21 protein-coding genes and 2 tRNA genes are annotated in these 23,260 nt (G+C 55.3%); 11 read left to right on the forward strand and 12 right to left on the reverse strand.

All coding sequences use genetic code 11. From position 1 onward, the window contains the following. Window position 1: 1 nt before the first annotated feature. Complete coding sequence (locus QWY83_RS08270; RefSeq protein WP_249945322.1) at window positions 2-739, reverse strand: DUF5681 domain-containing protein; 738 nt, start codon at window positions 737-739, stop codon at window positions 2-4. After that, window positions 740-2,032 (reverse strand): site-specific DNA-methyltransferase, encoded by a 1,293-nt coding sequence (locus QWY83_RS08275; RefSeq protein ID WP_249945321.1) that lies wholly within the window; start codon window positions 2,030-2,032, stop codon window positions 740-742. Window positions 2,033-2,458: 426 nt separating this feature from the next. Between QWY83_RS08275 and QWY83_RS08280 the strand changes: the two genes are divergently transcribed. Continuing rightward, entirely contained in the window at window positions 2,459-2,854 is a 396-nt protein-coding gene (locus QWY83_RS08280; RefSeq protein WP_290245919.1) for a DUF2924 domain-containing protein, read from the forward strand. Next, on the forward strand, window positions 2,855-4,540 hold the full coding sequence (locus QWY83_RS08285; protein ID WP_249945320.1) for a recombinase family protein: 1,686 nt from the start codon (window positions 2,855-2,857) through the stop codon (window positions 4,538-4,540). A gap of 363 nt (window positions 4,541-4,903) precedes the next feature. Here the strand turns inward: QWY83_RS08285 and QWY83_RS08290 are convergent. Continuing rightward, window positions 4,904-4,993, reverse strand: a tRNA-Ser gene (locus tag QWY83_RS08290). A gap of 186 nt (window positions 4,994-5,179) precedes the next feature. Here QWY83_RS08290 and QWY83_RS08295 point away from each other — a divergent pair. From QWY83_RS08295 to QWY83_RS08325, 7 genes are read left to right on the forward strand one after another with little or no spacing between them, the layout of a single operon-like run. Then, window positions 5,180-6,025 carry an SPOR domain-containing protein gene (locus tag QWY83_RS08295; protein ID WP_249945739.1) on the forward strand — a complete coding sequence of 282 codons (846 nt, stop codon included), beginning with the start codon at window positions 5,180-5,182 and terminating at the stop codon, window positions 6,023-6,025. 20 nt (window positions 6,026-6,045) lie between these two features. After that, the gene (locus QWY83_RS08300; RefSeq protein WP_249945319.1) at window positions 6,046-7,224 is read left to right on the forward strand and encodes a D-alanyl-D-alanine carboxypeptidase family protein; all 1,179 of its coding nucleotides are present in this window, start codon (window positions 6,046-6,048) and stop codon (window positions 7,222-7,224) included. Between the two features lie 7 nt (window positions 7,225-7,231). Continuing rightward, a complete protein-coding gene (gene tmk / locus QWY83_RS08305) occupies window positions 7,232-7,852 on the forward strand; it encodes a dTMP kinase (protein ID WP_105236301.1) in 621 nt (206 codons plus the stop codon). Beyond that, entirely contained in the window at window positions 7,849-8,973 is a 1,125-nt protein-coding gene (locus QWY83_RS08310) for a DNA polymerase III subunit delta' (protein ID WP_249945318.1), read from the forward strand. The genes tmk and QWY83_RS08310 overlap by 4 nt, the downstream gene beginning before the upstream one ends. A gap of 7 nt (window positions 8,974-8,980) precedes the next feature. Then, a complete protein-coding gene (locus QWY83_RS08315; RefSeq protein WP_249945317.1) occupies window positions 8,981-9,772 on the forward strand; it encodes a TatD family hydrolase in 792 nt (263 codons plus the stop codon). After that, window positions 9,772-10,569: an MBL fold metallo-hydrolase gene (locus QWY83_RS08320; RefSeq protein WP_249945316.1), complete on the forward strand. Its 798-nt coding sequence runs from the start codon at window positions 9,772-9,774 to the stop codon at window positions 10,567-10,569. Before QWY83_RS08315 ends, QWY83_RS08320 begins: the two co-directional genes overlap by 1 nt. 25 nt (window positions 10,570-10,594) lie before the next feature. Beyond that, window positions 10,595-11,524, forward strand: a complete 930-nt coding sequence (locus tag QWY83_RS08325; RefSeq protein ID WP_249945315.1) for an AEC family transporter — start codon at window positions 10,595-10,597, stop codon at window positions 11,522-11,524. A 49-nt stretch (window positions 11,525-11,573) separates the two neighbouring features. Here QWY83_RS08325 and QWY83_RS08330 read toward each other — a convergent pair whose 3' ends face one another. The 7 genes from QWY83_RS08330 to QWY83_RS08360 form a co-directional block, all read right to left on the reverse strand. Beyond that, complete coding sequence (locus tag QWY83_RS08330) at window positions 11,574-12,467, reverse strand: ABC transporter permease (RefSeq protein WP_067550953.1); 894 nt, start codon at window positions 12,465-12,467, stop codon at window positions 11,574-11,576. Window positions 12,468-12,472: 5 nt separating this feature from the next. Further along, window positions 12,473-14,014 (reverse strand): ABC transporter permease, encoded by a 1,542-nt coding sequence (locus QWY83_RS08335; protein WP_249945314.1) that lies wholly within the window; start codon window positions 14,012-14,014, stop codon window positions 12,473-12,475. 91 nt (window positions 14,015-14,105) lie between these two features. Continuing rightward, window positions 14,106-15,215 (reverse strand): extracellular solute-binding protein, encoded by a 1,110-nt coding sequence (locus QWY83_RS08340; RefSeq protein WP_249945313.1) that lies wholly within the window; start codon window positions 15,213-15,215, stop codon window positions 14,106-14,108. Window positions 15,216-15,297: 82 nt separating this feature from the next. Further along, window positions 15,298-16,398 (reverse strand): ABC transporter ATP-binding protein, encoded by a 1,101-nt coding sequence (locus QWY83_RS08345; RefSeq protein ID WP_105234549.1) that lies wholly within the window; start codon window positions 16,396-16,398, stop codon window positions 15,298-15,300. Between the two features lie 224 nt (window positions 16,399-16,622). Further along, window positions 16,623-18,395 (reverse strand): Hint domain-containing protein, encoded by a 1,773-nt coding sequence (locus QWY83_RS08350; protein ID WP_249945312.1) that lies wholly within the window; start codon window positions 18,393-18,395, stop codon window positions 16,623-16,625. 97 nt (window positions 18,396-18,492) lie between these two features. Beyond that, a tRNA-Leu gene (locus QWY83_RS08355) sits at window positions 18,493-18,579 on the reverse strand. Between the two features lie 68 nt (window positions 18,580-18,647). Then, a complete protein-coding gene (locus tag QWY83_RS08360) occupies window positions 18,648-19,139 on the reverse strand; it encodes a DUF2306 domain-containing protein (RefSeq protein ID WP_105234547.1) in 492 nt (163 codons plus the stop codon). Between the two features lie 90 nt (window positions 19,140-19,229). On the opposite strand from QWY83_RS08360, the gene QWY83_RS08365 reads away from it, so the two are divergent. Together QWY83_RS08365 and lipB are read left to right on the forward strand one after the other, a co-directional pair. After that, complete coding sequence (locus QWY83_RS08365; protein ID WP_249945311.1) at window positions 19,230-20,000, forward strand: LytTR family DNA-binding domain-containing protein; 771 nt, start codon at window positions 19,230-19,232, stop codon at window positions 19,998-20,000. Between the two features lie 3 nt (window positions 20,001-20,003). Next, window positions 20,004-20,666, forward strand: coding sequence for a lipoyl(octanoyl) transferase LipB (gene lipB, locus QWY83_RS08370; RefSeq protein ID WP_105234545.1), 663 nt, complete (start codon window positions 20,004-20,006; stop codon window positions 20,664-20,666). On the opposite strand, the gene QWY83_RS08375 is transcribed toward lipB, so the two are convergent. Both QWY83_RS08375 and ctaD read right to left on the reverse strand, forming a co-directional pair. Continuing rightward, the gene (locus tag QWY83_RS08375) at window positions 20,663-21,163 is read right to left on the reverse strand and encodes a DUF2244 domain-containing protein (RefSeq protein WP_249945310.1); all 501 of its coding nucleotides are present in this window, start codon (window positions 21,161-21,163) and stop codon (window positions 20,663-20,665) included. The two genes, lipB and QWY83_RS08375, sit on opposite strands and share 4 nt — an antisense overlap. Window positions 21,164-21,283: 120 nt before the next feature. Further along, window positions 21,284-22,957 carry a cytochrome c oxidase subunit I gene (ctaD, locus tag QWY83_RS08380; protein ID WP_067550981.1) on the reverse strand — a complete coding sequence of 558 codons (1,674 nt, stop codon included), beginning with the start codon at window positions 22,955-22,957 and terminating at the stop codon, window positions 21,284-21,286. Between the last annotated feature and the right edge of the window lie 303 nt (window positions 22,958-23,260).

Below are 23,260 nucleotides of genomic sequence, written 5' to 3' on the forward strand. Positions count from 1 at the left end.
CTCAGGCAGGTTCAAACAGCTTCACGAATTTATCGACTGTTTCGAATAGCCTCTGATCTCGCTGGATCATTTCTTTTAGATCAATGACAGCAGCCTGATTACCTTCTTCAATTGCCAACTTCAAAGCGTCATTCAGACACTGTAGCTCGTCTATTTGAACAGCTCTCGTCCGCTTTGCCCGCTCCAACATTTTGAGCTCTTCTTCCGAAACCGGACCATGTATTCTTGCCTCTCCAGTTCGCATGTTCAGGATGATATGATCCGGATGCGGCAGCACGGGAGGTAAATCCGTTAGTCCATGCTTTGCGCGCCGCTCAAGTTCCGCAGTTGCATCACGCTTGTAATCCAGAAGCGCCTCGAAATATTCGACGTGATCCTTTAGTTTTTTTGCCTCTGTAGTGAGCAAGATTTCGGCAAAAAGCTTTTGTGATCTCGGTTCACCTTTCATGGCTTTTAAACCAATAGAACGCATGACCGCAGCTGCAGTTGAGATCGTTAAGATCTTATCACCCTCTTTGATTGGCACGTCCCGATATGCTTCCTCGAATATGATGTCATAAAATGGCTCATCATATGCAGGGCGAGGTTTGTTCTTAACGCCCTTCGGACGCCCCTTCGGATTGCCCGATTTGCCCTTTTGGAATTTCCCTGATGCGGGTGGTGTCGCGTACCCCACGTCATAGTTTGCAGCATTATGCTTGAGACGATTGCTCAATTGCTTTTTGGTGAGCTTAGTCATCTAAGCCCCCTCAACACGAGACCAGCCACATAGGACCTGCTCTGCTTGTCGTTTTGTGGCAGCCTCCCAGCGCGCCAGGATTGTGTCGCAATAGAGGGGATCCAATTCAACGAGATAGGCGCGTCGCCCCGTTTGCTCAGCGGCCATAAGCGTGGATCCGGAGCCGCCGAAGGGATCGATAATAATCTCCCCCCTACTCGAAACATCCAGAATAGCGTCAGCGATCATCTCGACGGGCTTGACCGTTGGATGCATCGCGAGCTCTTCACCACGCTGTGCGTGCAAAGAATTGATACCGCGGTATTCCCAAACATTGGTGCGATAGCGGCCGTGCTCTCCGAGCCCAAAGTTGTTTTGGTGACGAGCCGTCCCTGTCTTGAAGACAAAAACCAATTCATGACGTGATCGGTAGAAGCTGCCCATACCTCCATTGTCCTTGACCCAAACAATAAGGTTCTTGAGCTCAGTATAAGCCTCCTGCCCCGCCTCCAACATCTCAGCCATGTGCCGCCAATCCATGCAGACGTAATGGATCGATCCTTCGACACTGAAAGACACCATGTTGTTGAAAGCCGATTTTAAAAACTCGGTGAATTCCCTCACCGACATCTCACCGGATGCCATAACAAACTCGCGGTGTTTGATCTGACCGGAGTTTCCAACATGTCCATCAATCGGAACATTGTAGGGTGGATCTGTGAACACCATCGCGGCGCGTTCCCCCCCCATGAGCCTCTCGAAAGTCGCGCGCTCCAAGGCACTGCCACAGATGAGGCGATGCTTACCCAACTGCCATAAATCACCAAGGTTACTCCTCCGAGGCGCTTTTTTCGGCAATTTATCAAGGGGGTTGTCCTTCGTGATTTCCGTGTTCTGATCTAGCAGCAAACTGTCGATCTCAGGCATCTCAAAGCCCGTGATCGTAACATCGAAGTCGAGATTGAACTCTAGGAGAGCTTCGAGTTCCTCGGCTAAGATCACTTCATCCCAGCCTGCATTTAACGCCAATTTGTTGTCGGCCAGAACATAGGCTCGTTTCTGTTCGGGCGTCATATGATCCAAACAAACACAAGGGACCCGCTCTATGCCAATACTCTTTGCAGCTTCGACCCGCGCGTGTCCCGCGAGGATATGATATTCTGCATCGATCAGGACTGGGTTGGTAAAGCCGAAGGTCTCGATGCTATCCGCAACTTGGCGAATTTGCTTCTTCGAATGAGTACGTGCGTTCTTCGCCCAAGGTTTCAACTGGGAAACTGCAACGTACTCAATCTGCGAATTCGGTGTATCCATGCTAGACACTCCTTCAAGGAAGGTTGCGCAAAGTTTCTGGTCTCACGGCGCAGATTGCTGCGCCGTGAAGTGAAAATCAGCCTAGTCACGGGTCGGCTATCGAACTGCAAAAGAAGGAACCTGCGCGATCAGGCATCCACAAAATTACAGATGTTGCGGATATCGGAGGCCTCTTAAGATGACCCCACAAGCGATATCTCGACGTTCTTCCCGTTGTCCGTTCTGTCCTGATCTAGGGTGCAGTAACGGGTGGTCTGAACGCATTTTGAAGTTACGAGAATCAGCAGGATGTGGTCAAGCGCCTCAGGCACATCTCCACCTAATTTCGTGTAATAACACTATATTTTGTGTTTAAATTCTCATCTGGACTTCCTTAGCGGAACGAGCGTGAGTGTGTCGTGACGCGATTTAGGGAGCGACACAGGTATGCGATGGACGGACGTGGAACCGCTTGGACGCGAGGGGCTGACTGAAGCATGGGTGGAGGTGATTGGAACACCACCACCTAAGAAGATGAGCCAAGGATTTATGCGCAGCATCCTAGCCTATGAACTTCAGGCGCGGGAATTTGGGGACCTCAAGCCAGGCGCCCTGAAGCGGATCAAGACTGCAGGACAGGAGGGGCCCCGATCAACCAATCGCGAACGAGGAGCCCTAAAGCCTGGTGGGCGGCTAATCCGAGATTGGAATGGGGTCAGTCATATCGTTGAAGTCACGGAGGCAGGGTTTGTTTGGCAAGGCCAAACCCATCGCTCATTGTCTGCCATAGCACGCGCCATAACCGCTACCCGCTGGTCTGGTCCACGGTTCTTCGGTCTCTAGATGAGTGAGGGCAAACCAAAGACCCGCTGCGCGATCTACACGCGCAAATCCTCCGAGGAGGGGCTCGAGCAAGAGTTCAACTCACTTGATGCTCAATACGATGCCTGCACCTCTTACATCGCGTCTCAAAAGCACGAAGGATGGCAACTCCTCAGTCAGCGATATGATGATGGTGGTATCTCAGGAGGCACGATGGAGCGCCCTGGGTTACAGCGGCTCCTGAGTGACATTGATGCCGGTCTCATTGATATGGTCGTTATCTATAAGATCGACCGTCTGACACGCTCACTTGCGGACTTCGCGCGCCTTGTAGAGCGCCTCGAACAGAGGGGTTGTTCGTTTGTCTCCGTGACCCAGGCTTTCAATACGTCTACATCGATGGGCCGGTTGACCTTGAATGTCCTGCTCTCTTTTGCGCAATTCGAACGTGAGGTCACTGCAGAGCGCATTAGAGACAAGATCGCCGCCTCCAAGAAGAAGGGCCTCTGGATGGGTGGGCTTGCACCCTTGGGGTACGACCCTCACCCAGACAAATTGATCCGCAGCTTGGTCATCAATGAGGCCGAAGCCAAAGACGTCCGAACGCTCTTTGATCTCTACCTGACCCACGGCAACCTCAGGCTGGTAGAAGAGCAGGCCAAGCGTCAGGGAATACGATCAAAGCAGAGGCAAGATAAGACGGGGCGGCAGACAGGAGGAGCGCCACTGTCTCGCGGACAGATCCACCACATGCTAACCAATCCGATTTACAAGGGAGACATCCGACATAAAGACAAAACCTACCGAGGCCAGCACGAGGCCATCGTCTCTGCTGAGATCTGGGAGGAGGTCCAAGCCAAACTTCAAGAGGTCAGTGCAAAGACTCGGGGACGAGGGCCACACCTGAATGCCTCTAAGCTTCCCACACATGGTATCCTGAAGGGCAAGCTCTTCGATGAGACCGGAGATCGGCTCACACCCAGTCACACGAAGAGTAAAGGGACATACCACCGGTACTACGTCTCAAACCGGCTCATCTCAGGGGGTAAAGACCCATCTGCATGGCGTATCCCTGCAGACCAACTCGAGCATTGTATTACATCGGCAGTAGCAAACCACATTGCCTCAACTGCAGACAACTTCACCCTAATAAATCAAAATTCAGAGGAGATCGACAAGATTAAAGTCACCTCAGAAAACATTGTAAATAAATTAACTAATCGAAAAGAGCACCTCATAACAAAGCTCCTAGAGAGAGCTACATTCAGCAAAGGCAAGCTTGATTTAAAACTCTCCGCGCATCACCTCAGCGCGGCACTGAACATAGAAAAAAATCGGCTCTCGACACATCTCACCAGCTTCACTGCTCCACTTACCCTTCGCAAACGAGGGGTCGAAGCAAAACTTATCGCGGGGGAACTTCAATCTAAGCCTGACCAAACTTTGTTGTCGGCTTTATCAAAGGCGGAAGGATGGATTGAGCAACTTAAGATGGGAACCATGATTGCAGAAATTGCGGCGGCCCAAAGATGCAACGAAAGCTACATACGTAAGCGTATCCAGCTCGCGTTTCTGTCGCCTGATCTTAAACTCGCAATCCTACAAGGACGTCAGCCAGTTGATTTGACGCTTGAAAAGCTGACCAGCACGGCCATTCCTCGCAGCTGGTTGGAACAACGGAAACGCTACAAACTCGACGCTCCCTGATATTCCCTGCTTTACCTGTTTAAATCCCTGTTATTAAAACCAAATTACCCTGATATTGAAATTTAAATTCCCTGATAATTTGATAACAGGGAAATCGCAGAAATTTTCAATGAATCTAGAGTGTTACAAGCATAAAAGGGCGCCGAAAGGTTCGTATTTCGACCAAAAACAGAAAAATTCCCTGTTAATTCCCTGTAAACGCCAGAAACCGCACCGTGCTCTTTGCCCAACAGAGACTTCTGCGGAAGAACAGGCATGTTGGCGGACCACGGGCGTCTCTCAACAGAAATGCCCAACATAACCCACGGAAAAACCGTAAGAATACAGCGTAAAACCGCCAGAGATTGGAATTTAGGGGGTGGTTGGCGGAAGCGGTGGGATTCGAACCCACGGTACGGTTCCCCGCACGCTAGTTTTCAAGACTAGAGCCTTAAACCACTCGGCCACACTTCCTGCGCCTGCGGTGACTAACGGCATGCTTTTGATTCTGGAAGCTAAAAACCAATGTTCGGAAAACCGCCGACCTTTGGCGCTGAAGGCTTTAAAACGTGGTGGCGCAACGCTATGGTGTTCGCGACGAGAGCAGAACGCACTAAAACAGGTGCAGCGGCAACTCCGCATAATGATAGGGGCAACATAATGTCGGGCAAAATATCGTGGGTTGTGGCAGGCCTTCTTGCAACGACCGTTCTGACAGGCTGTGACAGCGACGGCCAATTCCAATTCCCACAGTTGGGCGGCGCGGCCTCGACCGAGCAAGCAAGCCCAAGCGTGCAGCTGGTAGAGCGCGACGTTGAAGCCCCCGAAGTGTTCCAAGTCACCGATAACGGCCTATGGGACGGGCGTCCGTCGCTGGGCGGTGTCTGGGTGGCGCATCCTGATGTCGTTGACCCAGAGCGCGTGATTATTCGCAACACAGAAAACGGAAAATTCGTGATTGGCGCCCTGTTCCGCCGTGAACGCGAACAGCCTGGTCCTGCGTTGCAAGTGTCCTCTGACACGGCTGCGGCATTGGGTATGCTGGCTGGCGCACCTGCGTCACTGCAAGTGACCGCGCTTCGCCGCGAAGAAGCCCCAGTTGAGGCCCCTGCCCCAATTTCGAACTTCGATGAAACGGCGATTGCGGGCGAAGCGGTTCAGACCACGTCGCTCGACCCGATTGCGAATGCTGAGGCGGCGATCTCTGCGGCTGAAGCGGAACAAGTGGCGACAGCCGCTCCTGCGCCGCAAGCAGCGGTCGCGACATCGGCCCTGACGAAACCCTATATTCAGATCGGTATCTTCTCGATCCAATCGAACGCGGACCGCACGGCTGAGATTTTGAATGGGAATGGCATCACTACGACCATTCTTGCCCAAGAAAGCCAAGGCCGCCCATTCTGGCGGGTCGTTGTTGGCCCTGCGCAAAGCTCGGCTGAACGTTCTGATCTTCTTTCGCGCGTAAAAGGCCTTGGATACGCTGACGCCTACGCTGTGACCAATTAAACGAAACGGATTGCTTTAAGATGATCATCCGCCTTTTGACAGCATGCCTTCTGGCCCTGACCGCAACGTTTGCCGCCGCGCAATCGTTCGAAACCAATGCCCGCGCCGCCTATGTCTATGACATGACGACAGGCACGGTCCTATTGGAAAAGAATGCGGATACGCCACTGCCTCCGGCGTCAATGTCGAAGCTGATGACACTTTACCTCGCGTTTGAGGCCATAGCAGACGGACGACTGTCGCCCGACGACGAACTGCTCGTGTCTGAACACGCGATGAGCTACCAAGGGTCGTCGATGTTCCTGCGCAGCGGTGAACGTGTCCGCGTCGAAGATCTGATCCGCGGCGTGATTGTCCTGTCGGGCAACGACGCGAGCGCAGTTCTGGCGGAAAACCTGTCGCCCGATGGTACCGAAGCTGGCTTTGCCCGCATGATGACTTCGCGCGCCCAAGATCTGGGAATGATGCATTCCACCTTCGCCAACTCGAACGGCTGGCCTGACCCGAACCAGCGTATGTCTGTGCGCGATCTTGGTATCCTCGCTCAACGCCTGATCACCGATTTCCCAACATACTACCCGATTTTCGCAGAGGAAGAGTTCCTCTTTGACGGTCGCGTTCCGTCGAACAGCCAGAACCGCAACCCGATCCTTGGCCTTGGCCTTGGTGCCGATGGGATGAAAACTGGCCACACCCAAGAAGCAGGCTATGGCCTCGTTGGTTCTGCAAAACAGGGTGACCGTCGCGTTGTTTTCGTGGTCACTGGGCTCGACAGTGCAGCCGCTCGCGCCGAAGAGGGGCAGCGCATCCTGAACTGGTCCTTTCGTCAATTTGCCGAGAAAAATGTGATCGAAACAGGCACCCGCGTCGCAGAAGCCAGCGTATGGATGGGGCAAGCCCCGACTGTCGGACTTACCGTTGCCGAGGACGTGTCTATGCTTGTGCCAATCCTGAGCGGGGATAGCATCGACGGTGAAGTTGTTTTCAACGCCCCGATTGAGGCGCCGATTGCCGCTGGCCAAGCCTTGGGCGAGTTAATCATTCGCTTTGATGATCTTCCAGAGCGTCGCATCCCGCTCGTCGCTGAAGCTGACATTCCTGTCGGTGGATTTGCGATCCGTATGCGCACCGCCGTGATGGTTCTGTTGGACAAAGTCATGAGCAACGCCGATACGGCAACAACAGACGAAAATGCCTGAGGCGATAATGACCCGCGGACAACTCATTACCTTTGAAGGGATCGACGGGTCCGGCAAATCTACTCAGGCCAAGATGTTGGCTGAACGGCTGCGTGCCAAGGGCCACGATGTGATCCACACGCGTGAACCTGGCGGCAGCGTCGGCGCCGAAGAAATCCGTCAGCTTATCCTGACAGGCGACACCGATCGCTGGTCCCCTGAAACGGAAATCTTGCTGTTCACTGCGGCTCGCCGTGATCATTTGGAAAAGACCATTCGCCCCGCACTTGAGGCGGGAAAGATTGTTGTCTGTGACCGCTTCGCGGACAGCACCCGTATTTATCAGGGCGCGACCCGTGGCGATCTGCGGGCGAAAGTCGATCAGCTGCACGATTTGATGATCGGCCAAGAGCCTGACCTCACCTTTATCATCGATATGGATCCTGCAATTGCATTGGCTCGCGGATTGGCTCGCCCCGATGCAGAGGCCCGTTTTGAGGATTTCGGCCTCTCGTTCCAAGAAACCGTTCGTCACGGGTTCCTTTCGATTGCACGTGCGCACTCTGACCGCTGTGTCGTAGTCGAAGGCAATCGCACAGCAGATGAAGTCGCTGCAGAAGTCCTCGCCATTTTTGAGGATCGCGCATGAGCGATGACCTCCCCGAACCAGATCGGATCGAGGGTGCACCCCACCCGCGTGAAACCGAAACCCTGTTCGGTCAAGAGCAAGCAGAAGCCGCGTTCCTAGAAGCCTATAACTCTGGTCGCCTCCATTCGGGGTGGCTGATCACAGGGCCCAAAGGCATCGGCAAAGCGACCCTCGCCTACAAAATCGCTGCGTTTTTGCTCACCGAACAACCCGCCGACGGTGGCCTCTTTGGTGACGCGCCCCCTGCCCCGACATCGCTGTCGATCAGTTCCGATCATCCTGACATGGCGCTGATCCGTGCAGGCAGCCATCCGCGGCTTTCGATCGTGCGGCGTCCAGTGGATGAAAAGACAGGCAAGTTGCGCACTGAAATCACCGCTGACCCCGTGCGGGATCTGAAAAAGTTCTTTCACATGTCCGCCGCTGACGGGGGTCGCCGCGTGGTGATCGTGGACGTGGCCGATGAGATGAACGTCACGGCTGCAAACTCGATCCTCAAAGAACTCGAAGAGCCGCCAGCACGCACAACGCTCCTGCTGCTCGCCCACCAGCCTTCGCGGCTGTTGCCGACAATTCGGTCGCGTTGCCGGGAACTGCGGTGCAAGCCCTTGTCCCCTGCCGACGTCGCGCAAGCCTTGGCTCAGGCCGACGTTCACGTGGACGAAACAGAAGCGCTCGCCACCTTGTCAGGCGGCTCTGTTGGCGAAGCGATCCGTTTGATGAACCACGACGGGCTGCAGATGTATCACGATCTGGTGCATATGTTCGACAAACTGCCGAACGTTGATCGCGCTGCCGCATTAAAGCTCGCGGAAAGCTGCGCCGGTAAAGGGGCCGAGGCGCGGTTCCCGATGGCGCTCGACTTGATCGATCTCTTCCTTGCCCGTGCGGCGCGGACAGGCCTCGTCGGTGAACCCAGCACCCAAGGAGCGATGGGCGAAGCACGCCTCTTGGCACGGATCGCGCCGCATGACCTTGCTGCGCGTCGATGGGCGGAACTACAGCAGGAACTGTCGCTCAAGGTGCGCCGCGGTCGGGCGGTGAACCTTGACCCTGCCGCGCTCATCCTTGATATGGTTTTCAGGATCGAAGAAACGGCCCGCTCCGTGGCCGCAGACTGAGGCAGATATGTCCCCCAAAGCCCAAATCGTTGATAGCCACTGCCACCTCGACTTCCCCGATTTCGACGAGGAACGCGATGACGCGATCGCCCGCGCGATTGAGGCTGGCGTGACACGCATGGTGACGATCTGCACAAAACTGCACAACGAACCCAAGGTGCGCGCCATTGCAGAGGCCCATCCCGAGGTCTTTTATGCCGTGGGTATTCACCCGATGAGCGTTGAGGCACAGCCTCTCGTCACGGTCGATCAACTGGTTGGCTATGCTTCACATCCAAAGATGGTCGGTATTGGCGAAACAGGTCTGGACTACCACTACACGCCCGACAGTGCAGAACTACAAAAACAGTCGCTACGCATCCACATTGACGCCGCCCGCGAAACAGGTTTGCCGCTGATCATCCACGCCCGCAATGCAGACAAGGATATGGCGCAAATCCTGCGTGAAGGTATGGATAACGGCGCCTACACCTGCGTTATGCATTGCTTTAGCTCTGGTCCAGAACTGGCCCGCGCTGCGCTGGATATGGGGTTCTATCTCTCGATGTCTGGCATCGCGACCTTCCCCAAATCCCAAGAGGTCAGGGACATCTTTGCATCCGCCCCGCTCGATCGAATTTTGGTGGAAACGGACAGCCCTTACCTCGCGCCGAAACCATTCCGCGGCAAACGCAACGAACCAGGTTATACGATCCACACGGCGCAAGTCGGCGCGGACGTGTTCGGCGTTTCCTATGAGGACTTCGCCCAAGCGACGACCGCGAACTTTGATCGCCTGTTCACAAAGGCGAAACTCTGATGGCTCGGCTTGAGGTTACAATTCTCGGCTGTGGATCGTCTGGCGGTGTGCCGCGCATTGGCGGCATCTGGGGCGATTGTGACCCCACCAATCCCAAGAACCGCCGCCGTCGCTGTTCGATCATTGTCACCCGCTGGGACGGCGACAATGCGACCCGCGTGTTGATCGACACTGGCCCCGATATGAAAGACCAGCTTGTCGATGCGGGTGTTGGAGAGCTTGACGGCGTGGTCTTTACCCATGCGCACGCCGACCACATGCATGGCCTCGATGACGTGCGCCAGATCGTCTTCAACACGGGCAAGAGGTTGCAGGTCTGGGCCGATGGCGACACGTCAGAGAGCCTTCTGTCGCGTTTTGGCTACGCCTTTGTTCAGCCCAAAGGATCGCCCTACCCGCCGATCTGTGAGTTAAACATGATCGATGGCCCCGTGACAGTTTCGGGCGCGGGCGGTGATGTCACGCTGACCCCGTTCAGGGTCAACCACGGCTCTATCGACGCGCTGGGTTTTCGGATCAACGGCGTCGCCTATCTGCCCGATGTTGCCTACCTCTATGACGAGGCTTGGGACCATCTGAATGACCTCGACTGCTGGATTGTTGACGCTCTGCGTCGCACGCCTCACCCGACCCATTCCCATCTGGAACAAACGCTCCAGTGGATTGAACGGGTCGCGCCCAAACAGGCCGTTTTGACGAACATGCATGTCGACCTTGATTACGAAACGGTTGCTGCTGAAACGCCAGAGCATATCATGCCCGCTTATGACGGCATGACATTGTCGTTCGACATCTAACTTTTCCGTCTCGGAAGGCTTCCTCATGTCTGCTTTGATACAGGTGGTTTTACCTGTCTTTATCGTCATTGCCTTTGGCTATGGCGCCGCGTGGCGCGGTTGGTTCAAGGCCGAGGCCGTGGACGCGCTCATGACCTTTGCCCAAGGGTTTGCCATCCCCATGCTGTTGTTCAGGTCGATGATGAACCTTGACCTAGCAGGGTCGTTTGATGCCGCGCTCTGGGCGTCGTTCTATGTGGGGGCGCTGACGGGTTTTGGCGTGGGTATCCTCGGTGCGCGGTTCATTTTCCACCGCACATGGGAAGAAGCCATTGCGATTGGTTTCGTCGGTCTGTTTTCGAACTCGCTCCTGCTGGGCCTGCCGATCACAGAGCGTGCTTATGGGGTCGATGCCCTATCGGCTAACTTTGCGATTATCGCGATCCACTCTCCGTTCTGCTACGCCGTTGGCATTACTGCGATGGAGATCGTCAAAAATCGCGGCGGGTCTATCGCGCAACTCCCCGCAAAGGTGCTCCGCGCGATGTTCCGCAACATGCTGATTATCGGGATCATTTGCGGTGTGATCGTGAACCTGTCTGGCTTTACGCTCCCGTCTGCCCTGACCGAAGCAATCGACCTCATGGTTCGCGCGGCGCTTCCGACGGCTCTGTTTGGTTTGGGCGGCATCTTGTTCCGCTATCGTCCAGACGGCGACCTTCCCACAGTGGGCTTTATCATCACCGTGTCGCTTATCGTGCACCCTCTCGTCGTTTGGGGCATGGGCAAGATGCTGGGGCTGCCGCTTTCGTCATTCCGCTCTGCCGTCGTGACCTCTGCGATGGCACCCGGGGTCAACGCTTTTCTCTTTGCCAACATGTATGGCCAAGCGCGGCGGGTGGCTGCATCAGCGGTTCTTCTGGGAACGGCGGTGTCGATACTGACGGCCTCGTTCTGGCTAGTCCTTCTCCCATAAAAAAAAGGCGGCCAAGCGGCCGCCCTATTCAATTCAATTCCGCGAAACCTTAGCCTGGTGACATACCGCGCAGGCGTTCGGATCGACGACGCAACAGTTCCAGCGTGGTCAGCAGCATGATCGACAGCACCACAAGGATCGTAGCAACAGCAAGGATCGTCGGGCTGATCTGCTCGCGCAGGCCGATGAACATCTGCCACGGCAGCGTCTTTTGCTGAGCTGAACCCACGAAGAGCACAACCACCACTTCGTCGAAGGAGGTGATGAAGGCGAACAACGCGCCAGAGATCACGCCCGGCAAGATGAGCGGCATCTGAACACGGAAGAACGTGGTCACGGGGTTCGCACCCATCATCGCAGAGGCGCGGGTCAGCGAGCGGTCAAAGCCCACCAGCGTCGCAGTCACAGTGATGATAACGAACGGGATACCCAGAGCCGCGTGAGCAAGGATAACACCAGCCCGTGTGCCTGTCAGAGTAAACGGCAGGTAAACTTTGCCGTAGAACGGAACAGGGATGTAAGGGTTAGAGTAGAAGAAATACATGCCCGTCGCCGAGATGATAAGCGGAACGATCATTGGCGAAATCATCACCGCCATAATCGCCCGACGACCCGGAACGTGGCTCTGCGACAGACCGATAGCAGCTAGCGTGCCGAGGCTTACAGACACGAGGGTCGCAATCGGTGCGATCTGCAGAGAGTTCTTAAGCGCCAACTGCCAGTCGGAGTTGCTGAAGAAGTCGTTGTAGTGCTTCAACGAATACCCAGCCGGATCAAGGCGCAGCATTTCAGGCGTGAACGTAAAGAAGTCCTGCGCGTTGAAAGACAGCGGGATGATCACGAGGATCGGTGCGATCAGGAAGAAAAAGATCAGTCCACAAATCGTCCGGTAGCTGTAGTGCCACACCCGTTGAGCGGTGCTTGCATATGCGGGAAGTGCCATTGTGATCAGCCTCCGAGTTTCACGTTATCAATGCCAACGATACGGTCGTAGAGCCAGTAGAGCGCAAGCACGAGGATGAGCAGGATAGAGCCAAGAGCCGCTGCCAGACCCCAGTTCAAAGAGCTGGAGATGTGGTATGCGATCCGGTTCGAGATGAAGACACCTTTGGTGCCGCCAACCAGCTCGGGGGTGATATAGTAGCCGATGGACAGGATGAACACGAGGATCGAACCAGCGCCAATACCCGGAACCGAGTTCGGGAAGTAGACGCGCCAGAAGGCAGTCCAGTCATTCGCACCCATCGATTTGGCAGCGCGAACATAGGACGGGCTGATCGTTTTCATCACCGAATAGAGCGGCAGGATCATGAACGGCAACAGGATGTGGGTCATCGCAATGATGGTGCCTGTTGCGTTGTTGATCAGCTCAAGACGGTTGTCGTCTGCAATAATGTGAAGCCAAACGAGGATATCGTTGATCACGCCTTGGTTCTGCAGCAGAACCTTCCAAGCCGAGGTCCGCACCAGAAGCGAGGTCCAGAATGGCAGCAGAACAAGGATCATCAGGACGTTCGCGCTCCGCAGTGGCAGGTTTGCCAGAAGGAATGCGATCGGGTAGCCGAGCAGGATGCACGAGCCAGTGATGACGATCGACAGGATGATCGTGCGGACGAACAGTGTGATATAGATACGCTCGTCTTCAGGGCGCTGCGTTACACCTTCGCCAGACAGCTGCATATCGACCGAGTTTAGGAAGTAACCGCTGGTGTAGTCACCGCCATAGGTTTTGATCGTCGACCAAACCGCGGGATCGGCCCAGCCGTCATTCGCGTCGATGAACTGCTCACGAAGGGACACAGGCTCCCATGCAGTCACGTCGACCGACGGCATAGACGCAACCGAAGATCCATCCATCAAGTCATTGTAAAGACCAGTATAAACGAAATCTGCAGGGACTTCTTCGGACGGAACATCGTTGTTCAAATCGACAACAATCTTAGACCACGCGTCATAAGCGTCGGCCGTCTGCGGGAGTGCCGCGCGCACCGCATCATCCGCCATCCATGCAGCCCAATGTGCAGGATCAGCATATGCAGCGTCGGCCGCGGTGAATTGTTCGGTGTAGGACTCCGTTTCAAACTTAACAACCTTGCGGCCAGTAGAACGGAACAGCGACGAGATACCAGTCAGTTCATAGTTCAGGCGCGAACCCAGACGAGTGTGGCTCTTGTATTCCTCGGCAATCGCAAAGTCGGTGTAGAACGCGGCAAAGACGTCTTCGCCCGGCGCTTCGTCCGAAGTTGCATCCCAATCCTCAAGTGCAACGATTGTGCGCGGGATCGTATCCGGCACGATATCGTTCTCAACAGACCGCAAAAGCATGTCGAAGATGGGAGCGATGAAGCTCAACAGAATAAAGAGAAGTAGCGGTGCAATAAGCATCAACGCCCGTACCTTTTGGCGGCGCAGTGCTTTGTGCAAACTTTTTTTGAGGCTCTGGCCGTCAGCTGTCGTCAGCTTACCGGCGTCGGTGGTCGCGTCAGTCATAAAATGGTCCCGTCCCGAGTGGCCACGGCCCGCGATTGGGGCCGTGGCATTTTTTTGTCTGGCCCTGACAGCAGGGCCAAACTAGGTCCGATTACTGGGCGAGCCAGGCTTGGAACTTAGCGTCCAGATCGTCACGGTAGTCAGCCCAGAAGTCGTACTGGGTGACAAAGACGTTCTTGGAGTTGTTCGGATCGGTCGGCATGTGCGGAGCCATAGGAATACCCAACTCAGCGTGGTTACCTACGAGCGGAGCGGACGATGCACGAGCCGGACCGTAGGAGATGTATGCAGCCTGATCAGCCAGACGCTGGGTGTCGGTTGCGTATGATACGAAGTCCAGAACGCGTGCCAGACGATCTTCCGGCAGACCAGCTGGGATTACCCAACCGTCGAAGTCGAGCATCTGAGCGTCCCAGAGCATGCCGATCGGCTGGCCCTGTTCTGCGATCGCAGAGAACAGACGACCGTTGTAGGTCGAACCCATTACGATTTCGCCGTCAGCGAGGAGCTGCGGAGTTTCAGCAGCAGCCGACCACCAGATCACGTCGTTTTTGATGGTGTCGAGTTTTGCGAACGCTTGGTCCTGACCTTCCGGAGTTGCGAGAACGTCATAGATGTCGTCTTTTGCAACGCCGTCACAGAGCAGAGCCCATTCCATGTTTGCCAGCGGGCGCTTGTTCAGTGCGCGCTTGCCCGGGTAGGTTTCGGTGTCGAAGATCGCACAGATCGAGTCTGGTGCGTTGTCGCCAACCATGTCTGCGCGGTAGCCAACAGTGGTCGAGAACACGATCTGCGGGATGAAGCAGTCAGAGATGATCGAGTCGCCGAAGTCTTCGGACGCGGTGGAACCGTCGTTGCCAGCAGCGAGCATGGCGTCGTGGTCGATTTCCATCGCCAGACCTTCGTCGCAAAGACGGATAGCGTCAGCAGCTTCTACGTCAACGAGGTCCCAAGTGATGTTGCCCGACTCGTTCATCGCACGAAGTTTCGCCACGGCTTCAGCCGAGGATTCGTCCCAAACGATGTTTACGCCAGAGTTCGCAGCCATATAGGGCTCCGAGTAAGCTTTGGTCTGCGATGCTTGGTAAGCGCCGCCCCAGCTAACAAGGGTCATATCCGAAGCCATGTGTGCGTCTGCGAATGCAGCGCCAGCAGCAACGGTAAGAGCCGAAGTAGCAAGAAGTGTTTTAGTAAGTTTCATACTATTCTCCCGTGGTTTCCCGGTGATTTGATTTTGCAGGGGCCCGCCCGGGTGGGGCCTCCCGCATTCATTAATCACGAACTCAAGCGTCGAGTGCGTGACAATCCTCTGGCAACCAGCCGATGTCGATCATCGCGCCGGGCTGCAAACGCACCTGATCAGGTGCGTTACGTGTTTTGATAACGAAATCATCATGACCAGCAACGCGCAAGCGTGTGCGGAAGATGTCGCCCATGTAGATAAACTCCAAAACCTCAGCTTTGAGGGTATGGGCATCTGGGGACAGACGGTCCTTGTTGATTTCGACACGCTCTGGGCGGATCGACACCTTGGTGCGATCGCCGACATTTTTCACGTTAACTGGCTTTGCGTCGATCAAATCGCCGCCATCCAGCTGGACGAGGCACTTGCCGTTGCCGATTTCCTTAACGACGCCAGTAAGCGTGTTATTTTCACCAATGAATTGCGCAACAAAGCTGTTCTGTGGCGATTCATAGAGTTGGTCCGGCGGCGCAAGCTGCTGAATACGGCCATCGTCGAACACGGCAACGCGGTCAGACATGGTCAGCGCTTCGGTTTGGTCGTGGGTCACGTAAACGGTCGTAATCCCCAGTTCGTGCGCAAGGCGCGTGATTTCGAACTGCATGTGTTCGCGGAGCTGTTTATCCAACGCGCCAAGCGGTTCGTCCATGAGAACCAGTTCCGGCTGGAACACGAGAGCACGTGCAAGTGCGATACGCTGCTGCTGACCACCCGAGAGCTGGGCCGGACGACGGCCACCAAAACGGCCCATCTGAACCATATCGAGCGCGCGCTGCACTTTCTCTTCACGCTCCGACTTGCCGATTTTGCGAACCTCAAGCGGGAAAGCGAGGTTTTCAGCAACCGTCATGTGGGGGAAGAGCGCGTAGTTCTGGAACACCATCCCGATACCACGTTTATGCGGAGGGATATTGTTGATCGAGACGCCGCCGATACGGATGTCACCGTGAGTTGCGGTTTCAAACCCTGCCAACATCATAAGACACGTGGTCTTACCAGACCCTGACGGTCCAAGCATGGTAAGGAACTCGCCTTTCGGCATGCTCAGGTTGAGATCTTTAACGACGAGCGTCTCGCCATCATAACTTTTCTGCACGCGTTCGAATTCTACGAACGCGCTGTCCGTTGCGCTTGAAGCCAAAACGGCACTCCCTGATATCTACAGCGGTTTGCCCGCCCGTTTGTAAGGAGAACTATTCCCGTCCACTTTCCATATTGCAACCAGTTAGGTTGTTTTTACCCATCACATTCCTAAATTCCCGACAAATGACTTTAGTTTGCGCAAACATCAGTCAAATAAACTTTGGTTTCGGGGCTCTTCAGGAAAAATTCGTTCTAGCTTGCCTAACGTCAAGCGACTGTCCTTCATAGATGCGACAAAGCCATGTCGCTAATAGATTCTGGAAGGTCGCGGAACTTCGCTACTGGTCGCGCAGTTTGCCCGTAGCCCGTTTCGGCTCCGAGTCGACCTAATTCTGGGAACAAACGTAGCACCTCAAACACCGACTCACGCTCAAGCGCGGTTAATCCCCAAGGTCCAGGATAGAAGCTCTCCGACGCAATTCCGTTGCCGTAGATGATCTGGTGTTTCTCGAACATGAGATGCACGTAGGTCACCTTTTTCACACCCTTAGCCACCCGAACCTTCCCGCCCTTGAGCCGAGCGAGGTGCTTTGCCCGCACAAGTGTATCGGAACCACCGCGTTCATCGATCTTCGTGAATACTCCATGTTGGGGAGACACGAGTAGTCCACGGTCGCCGCCCAATATCGACGCATCAAGTCGGATGGGCCTCAGGTCTGGCGACGCGTCTAATTCATCCGATGACAAATGCCGCGATCCACACCACACAATCGGCTGTGGGCCGTTATCTCGGGTCACGACGATATCACCAACGCGGAGGTTCTCGACAGGCACCTCGCCTTTCGGCGTCAAGATCATTGTGCCTGCAGTGAAACATGGGATGCCGATCTTGAACAGCTCGGGTCCAGTATCGACGAGAGTTGGCGCAATGCCCCATAGGATCAGCTGCTCCCCATTCGGGAACATGAGTTTTGCATTCCCAGATCCGTCGTCAACGACCGTTACATCAACCGTTCGGATCGGGTCGCCGTTTCCGTTCGTTAGATTGCTAACATCAAGCTGATCGTTGGTGCGCCCATTCAGGTCACTATCGCCGAGGTCAAAGTCCCCAACGTAATCCAAACCAGACGAAACGACGAAAACGTCATTACCCGTCCCACCGAACAAAACATCGTTTCCATCACCACCGGCAAGGATGTCATCACCATCATCGCCTTGAAGCCAGTCGTCGCCGACCTCACCGTAAAGCGTGTCATTCCCGCTTTCGCCGTAAACGGTGTCGTTTCCAGTTCCGCCATAGAACGTATCACCATCTTGACCGAGCCAAGCTGTATCGTTCCCTGCACCACCATAAACGGTATCGGCACCGCTCAGTTGGGTGCCACTGACATCGTCAATAACGTCGTTGCCATCACCACCATAAACGAGGTCATTCCCTGCCCCGTAATAAATGGTATCGTCGCCCGACCCGCCGTCAATAGTATCATCGCCGCCTTGTGCAATGATCGTGTCACTGCCGATCCCGCCGTACAGCGTGTCACCATAAGTGTTGGAGCCAACCATGGTGTTAAACTGCGATGACTCGTAGGTTTGACTAACGAGCGTACTGTAGCTGACACCGTCGGTATTGGAGGACGAGACCAGTTCATAGGTCACACCTGGCGTCATTTGCTTGTCAGCAAGAGTGCCGACCCAAACGCCTCCAACCTCTACCGTGTAAAGCCGAACTTCGGAGCCATCGGGCGCCCGAAACACATAGACATCTTCTAGGTAGGATCTGCCGCTAGCAACAACATTCCCCGAAGGATCGCGAAGCGTAAGTGTTTGCTTGTAGCCGTCGTCACCAACTTCGTCGTTATTACGGTCACCACCAAAAAGCGTATCTGAGGTTTCGATCAACAACAGCAAATCGGCGTCGTCGACGGAGAAGTTGTAACCATCGGTCGATGCAGACCAGTTCGGGTCCAAATGGATTGTTGACCCGACGGTGGAAGTGCTCCCCGCAAATCCAATCAAATCCGAGGTACCAAAACCTACTTTGGTGTAAATCGCCATTGGTTACTCCGCACAAACGCTGAACGGTGTAACGGCAGAAAACGCACCCGTTTAAGGGGCGCTTACTTAATGTAATCAACAATCTCAGGAGAGTAGTTGGTGCGGTCGAGAAGACTCGAACTTCCACGGGAGTTACCCCACAGCGACCTCAACGCTGCGCGTCTACCAATTCCGCCACGACCGCACTGTCTAGGCTTGGTGCGGGGTCTCTAGACCAACCACGCACCCACCTCAAGAGCAAAAATGAAGAAATCATGTCAGTCGTGCAAACAACTGTCGTGACACGAGGATACGGCCCACCAAAAATGCCCCTCCAGCGCCGATCACAACCCAGCCAATTTCGCGCGCATCGTTGAAAAACAAGCGGTTTACGATGCGTCCGGGCAAGAAATTGAACAAAGCCGCCACAAGGACACCATTCCAATAAAGACTTTGAAAAGTTTTGCGGTGGGCGCGAATATTTCCCTGATAAATGTAGCGCATCCCCACCCAAATCGACCAAATTGCCAGACATGACAGCAAGTGAATCGGGCTAAAGGGACCAATGACCGCATATGCGCGGATTCCAAAGGAAGATAGCGCCGTGCAGAGCATCGCAATCACCCAGATATAGCCGATCCATTTGTGCAGCACGTCCCGCCGATCACGGTAAATCGCAACAGGTCCGAGGACGAGCGCGAGAGTGGCGGCGATGGCATGTATCTGAATAGTGGGTGAGGCTGCGAGGAATGGGGCGAACGACATTGGCTTCTCCTTTGGGAATGAGTTGTTTAGGTTGAAGCCGAACCAACCAAGCCGCTCAACGCGGGATACGTGAAAAGGCGTGAGACGACCGTGACCACACAGCCATCGCATTCTGCGCTTCGTGAATTGCGACGCCATTTTAGCCAACCTGTTACGGGGGCTGTGATTGTGGGCGTTGCTGTGGTCCTCACCGTGGTGGCCCCTTTCGGATCAGGAGAGACGATGCGGGCGCTCCCGCGCCTTGGCTACTGGCTGGTGATGATCGCCCTGACCTACGCGGGCGGCTATGGTATCAGCGCATACTGCCGCGCCGCCATGCCAGGCCGCTTTTCCCTGCCTCTCCGCTCTCTCGTAGCGGCTGTGGCAAATGGTCTGACCATCATGGCGATCGTTCTTGCGGTGAACTGGGCGCTTATCAATTTTGTGCCGTCAGGTCAGGACGCCTATACCCTGCCCTTGTCTTTGTTTGTTATCGGTGCGGTCGTAACCCTGATCCTACAGCTCGTCGCCAAACCATCGACAGCGCCTGCTGTAACACCCAGCCTCCCCCCGATCCTCTCGCGTCTGCCGATGGAAAAGCGCGGCGCATTGGTGGCGATTTCGGTCGAGGATCATTATGTCCGTATCCGAACCGATAAGGGCGAAGAGATGATTCTGATGCGATTGGCAGATGCGATCAAAGAGGTGGGGCAGACCGCTGGCCTACAGGTGCATCGGTCCCATTGGGTTGCCACGGCCGCAGTCACATCGGCAAAACGAACGGGCGACCGTGCTATCCTGACGATGTCGCATGGCGCGGATATTCCCGTCAGCCGAACCTATATCCCAGCAATTAAGGAGGCAGGGCTTTTGCCCGCATGAACCATGGTAGAATGGATCACCTCAACTGGATTGACCGACTATAATGAAGCCGTCGCCTTTATGGAGGCGCGCGCCGAAGCCATTCACGCGGGCGAGGCTGAAGAAGCAATTTGGCTGGTCGAACATCCACCGCTCTACACGGCGGGCACCTCTGCGAAACCTGCGGACCTGCTCGAACCTGATCGGTTTCCAGTCTACGAGAGCAAACGTGGCGGGCAATATACCTACCACGGCCCTGGTCAGCGCGTGGCCTATGTGATGCTCAATGTGGGTGAACGCGGGCGCGATGTGCGGTGCTTTGTGCGTGATATGGAACAGTGGATCATCGCTGCCCTCGCCGAATTCAACGTGCACGGCGAAATTCGTGATGGTCGCGTCGGTGTTTGGGTGCCTCGCCCTGACAAACCCCTCTTGCCCGATGGATCTGTGCGAGAAGACAAAATCGCGGCCCTTGGTGTTCGGCTCAAGAAATGGGTGAGCTTCCATGGCCTGTCGATCAACGTAGAGCCCGACCTCAGCCACTTTGGCGGGATCGTGCCCTGCGGGATCACTCAGCATGGGGTCACATCGCTCGTTGATCTAGGGCTTCCCGTGACAATGGAAGATGTCGACGTTGCGTTGATGTCGACGTTCGACCGTGTGGTAACGCCCCGTTGCGCGGGTTAACGGCAGCGATCTAGCGCTTCGCGGATTTCCGAATAGAGCCGTTTGCGTTCGCTGACGGTGAGGAACGCCCCTATCTCTACCTCGCGGTCGGACTGGCCTTTCATCGTCAGATATTCTGGCACAGGACCGCCAGTCGCATGGCGGGTTAAACGCACCCAATAGGGATTGGCCTCCCAATTCTGGGTCGGCTTGCGCGGATTGTGGCGTGTGAGCGTGAGGTGATCGTTCCAGATCAATAACTCTTCTAATATCTCGCCATCCCGATAACTACGCTGGAGCGCGGCCCACATCGCCCAAGTGACGAGCAAGATAAACGGCAGCAGCCCCCACAGAACCGCCGTCCCAATGACCGCCAAAAGCGGTAGTGATAGCAACGACACCGTCCCCCCGACAAACCAGACGAACCCCGCTTTCGGCAGGCTTCGATAAGGCCAGAGGTGCAGTTCAGCCAAGGGCGCGTCGGCCTCTGGCACAGGGTCAATCCATTCGTAAGGCATGTGAGTTTTGCAGCTGTTTCTGCGCGTAACTATAGGCGGGCAAAGACATGGGTAAAGGGGACGCCCTGTCGCGGTCCCACAAATGAAAACCCCGGCGCTAAGGCCGGGGTTTTGCGTATCTTAGTGGGCGTGCTGTTTGTCCCAGTCTTCCTGCTTCGGCAGCTGCTCGAAGGTGTGCTCCGGCGGCGGCGATGGCAGGGTCCATTCCAGCGTGTCAGCGAATTCGCCCCACGGGTTCGGACGGGTCTCACGACGGCCTGCAAGCAGGGTGTACGCAAGAACGACGATGAAGAAACAGAACGATGCGAAGGCGATGAATGCACCGATCGACGATACGTAGTTCCACTGAGCGAATGCTTCTGGGTACTCGATGTAACGACGCGGCATACCCTGACGGCCCAAGAAGTGCTGCGGGAAGAAGGTCAGGTTTGCACCGATGAACATCATCCAGAAGTGCAGCTTTGCGGCCCATTCCGGTGCAGCGCGGCCCGAGAATTTCGGCAGGTAGAAGTAGATACCTGCGAAGATCGCGAACACAGCGCCCAGCGACATCACGTAGTGGAAGTGAGCAACCACGTAGTAAGTGTCATGGTAGGCGCGGTCGACTGCTGCCTGCGACAGAACGATGCCGGTCACGCCGCCAACGGTGAAGAGGAACAAGAAGCCGAACGCCCAGAGCATCGGCGATTTGAACTCTACCGAACCGCCCCACATGGTCGCGATCCACGAGAAGATCTTAACACCAGTCGGAACAGCGATAACCATCGTTGCGAGCATGAAGTAGGACTGCTGGCTCAGCGACATACCAACGGTGTACATGTGGTGTGCCCAAACAACGAAGCCCAGAACACCGATTGCAACCATTGCGTAGACCATCGGGAGGTAGCCGAAGATCGGCTTTTTCGAGAAGGTCGAGATGATGTGGCTGATGATACCAAAGCCCGGGATGATGATGATGTACACTTCCGGGTGGCCAAAGAACCACAGGATGTGCTGATACAGGATCGGGTCACCACCGCCAGCAGGCTGGAAGAACGAGGTACCAAAGTTACGGTCCATCAGGAGCATGGTGATTGCGCCAGCCAGAACAGGCAGCGACAGAAGGATCAGCCATGCAGTCACGAATACCGACCATGCGAACAGCGGCACTTTGTGCAGGGTCATGCCCGGCGCGCGCATGTTGAGGAAGGTCGTGATGATGTTGATCGCACCAAGAATCGACGACGCACCAGAGACGTGAACCGCAAAGATCGCGAGGTCCATGGAGTAGCCACCTTCGGAAGTCGACAGTGGCGGGTAGAGAACCCAGCCAACGCCCGAACCGAGCTGACCGTTACCACCCGGCGACAGCATGGACGCAACGCCCAGCGCAACACCAGCAACATACATCCAGAACGACAGGTTGTTCATACGTGGGAACGACATGTCCGGAGCGCCGATTTGCAGCGGCATCAGGTAGTTACCGAAGCCACCGAACAGAGCCGGAATAACCACGAAGAACATCATCAGAACACCGTGATAGGTGATCATAACGTTCCAGAGGTGACCGTTCGGAGTACAGGGCGCAGAAGCGTCCGCGATGAAACGCGCACCTTCAAGGCACATGTACTGAACGCCCGGATGCATCAACTCGAGACGCATGTAGACGGTAAAGGCGACCGAGATGAAACCTACAATACCCGATACGAACAGGTACATGATCCCGATGTCTTTGTGGTTGGTGGACATGAACCAACGGGTAAAGAAGCCCCGTTCGTCGTGATGTTCATGGCCATGGATGGCTGCATCTGCCATGTGGCTCTCCCCTTTTGGTCAAATCATGAGCGGACCGAGTCACAGACTCCGCCCGAGCTTTGGGGAGGTTCTAGTGCCTCAACGCGCTTTCGGCAATATTCGAAAGGTCTGATACGTTGAGATATTATGGCGCACCCCAACCGCAGGGGAGGTAGCGTCAAGGCGCGCCGTGGGTTCACGATGCCATTCGCACCCCCTGAATACTTTGATGCATGTCAAATTTTACATGTCCAAAAAGAAATTTTTCACGAAACACCATAAAATTTGGCGCTAACGGGACTGTTAGGTCAGCCCTATTGACTT

Origin of the sequence: Marivivens donghaensis (genome assembly GCF_030410045.1) — a bacterium.
GTDB classification, from domain to species: Bacteria; Pseudomonadota; Alphaproteobacteria; order Rhodobacterales; family Rhodobacteraceae; genus Marivivens; species Marivivens donghaensis.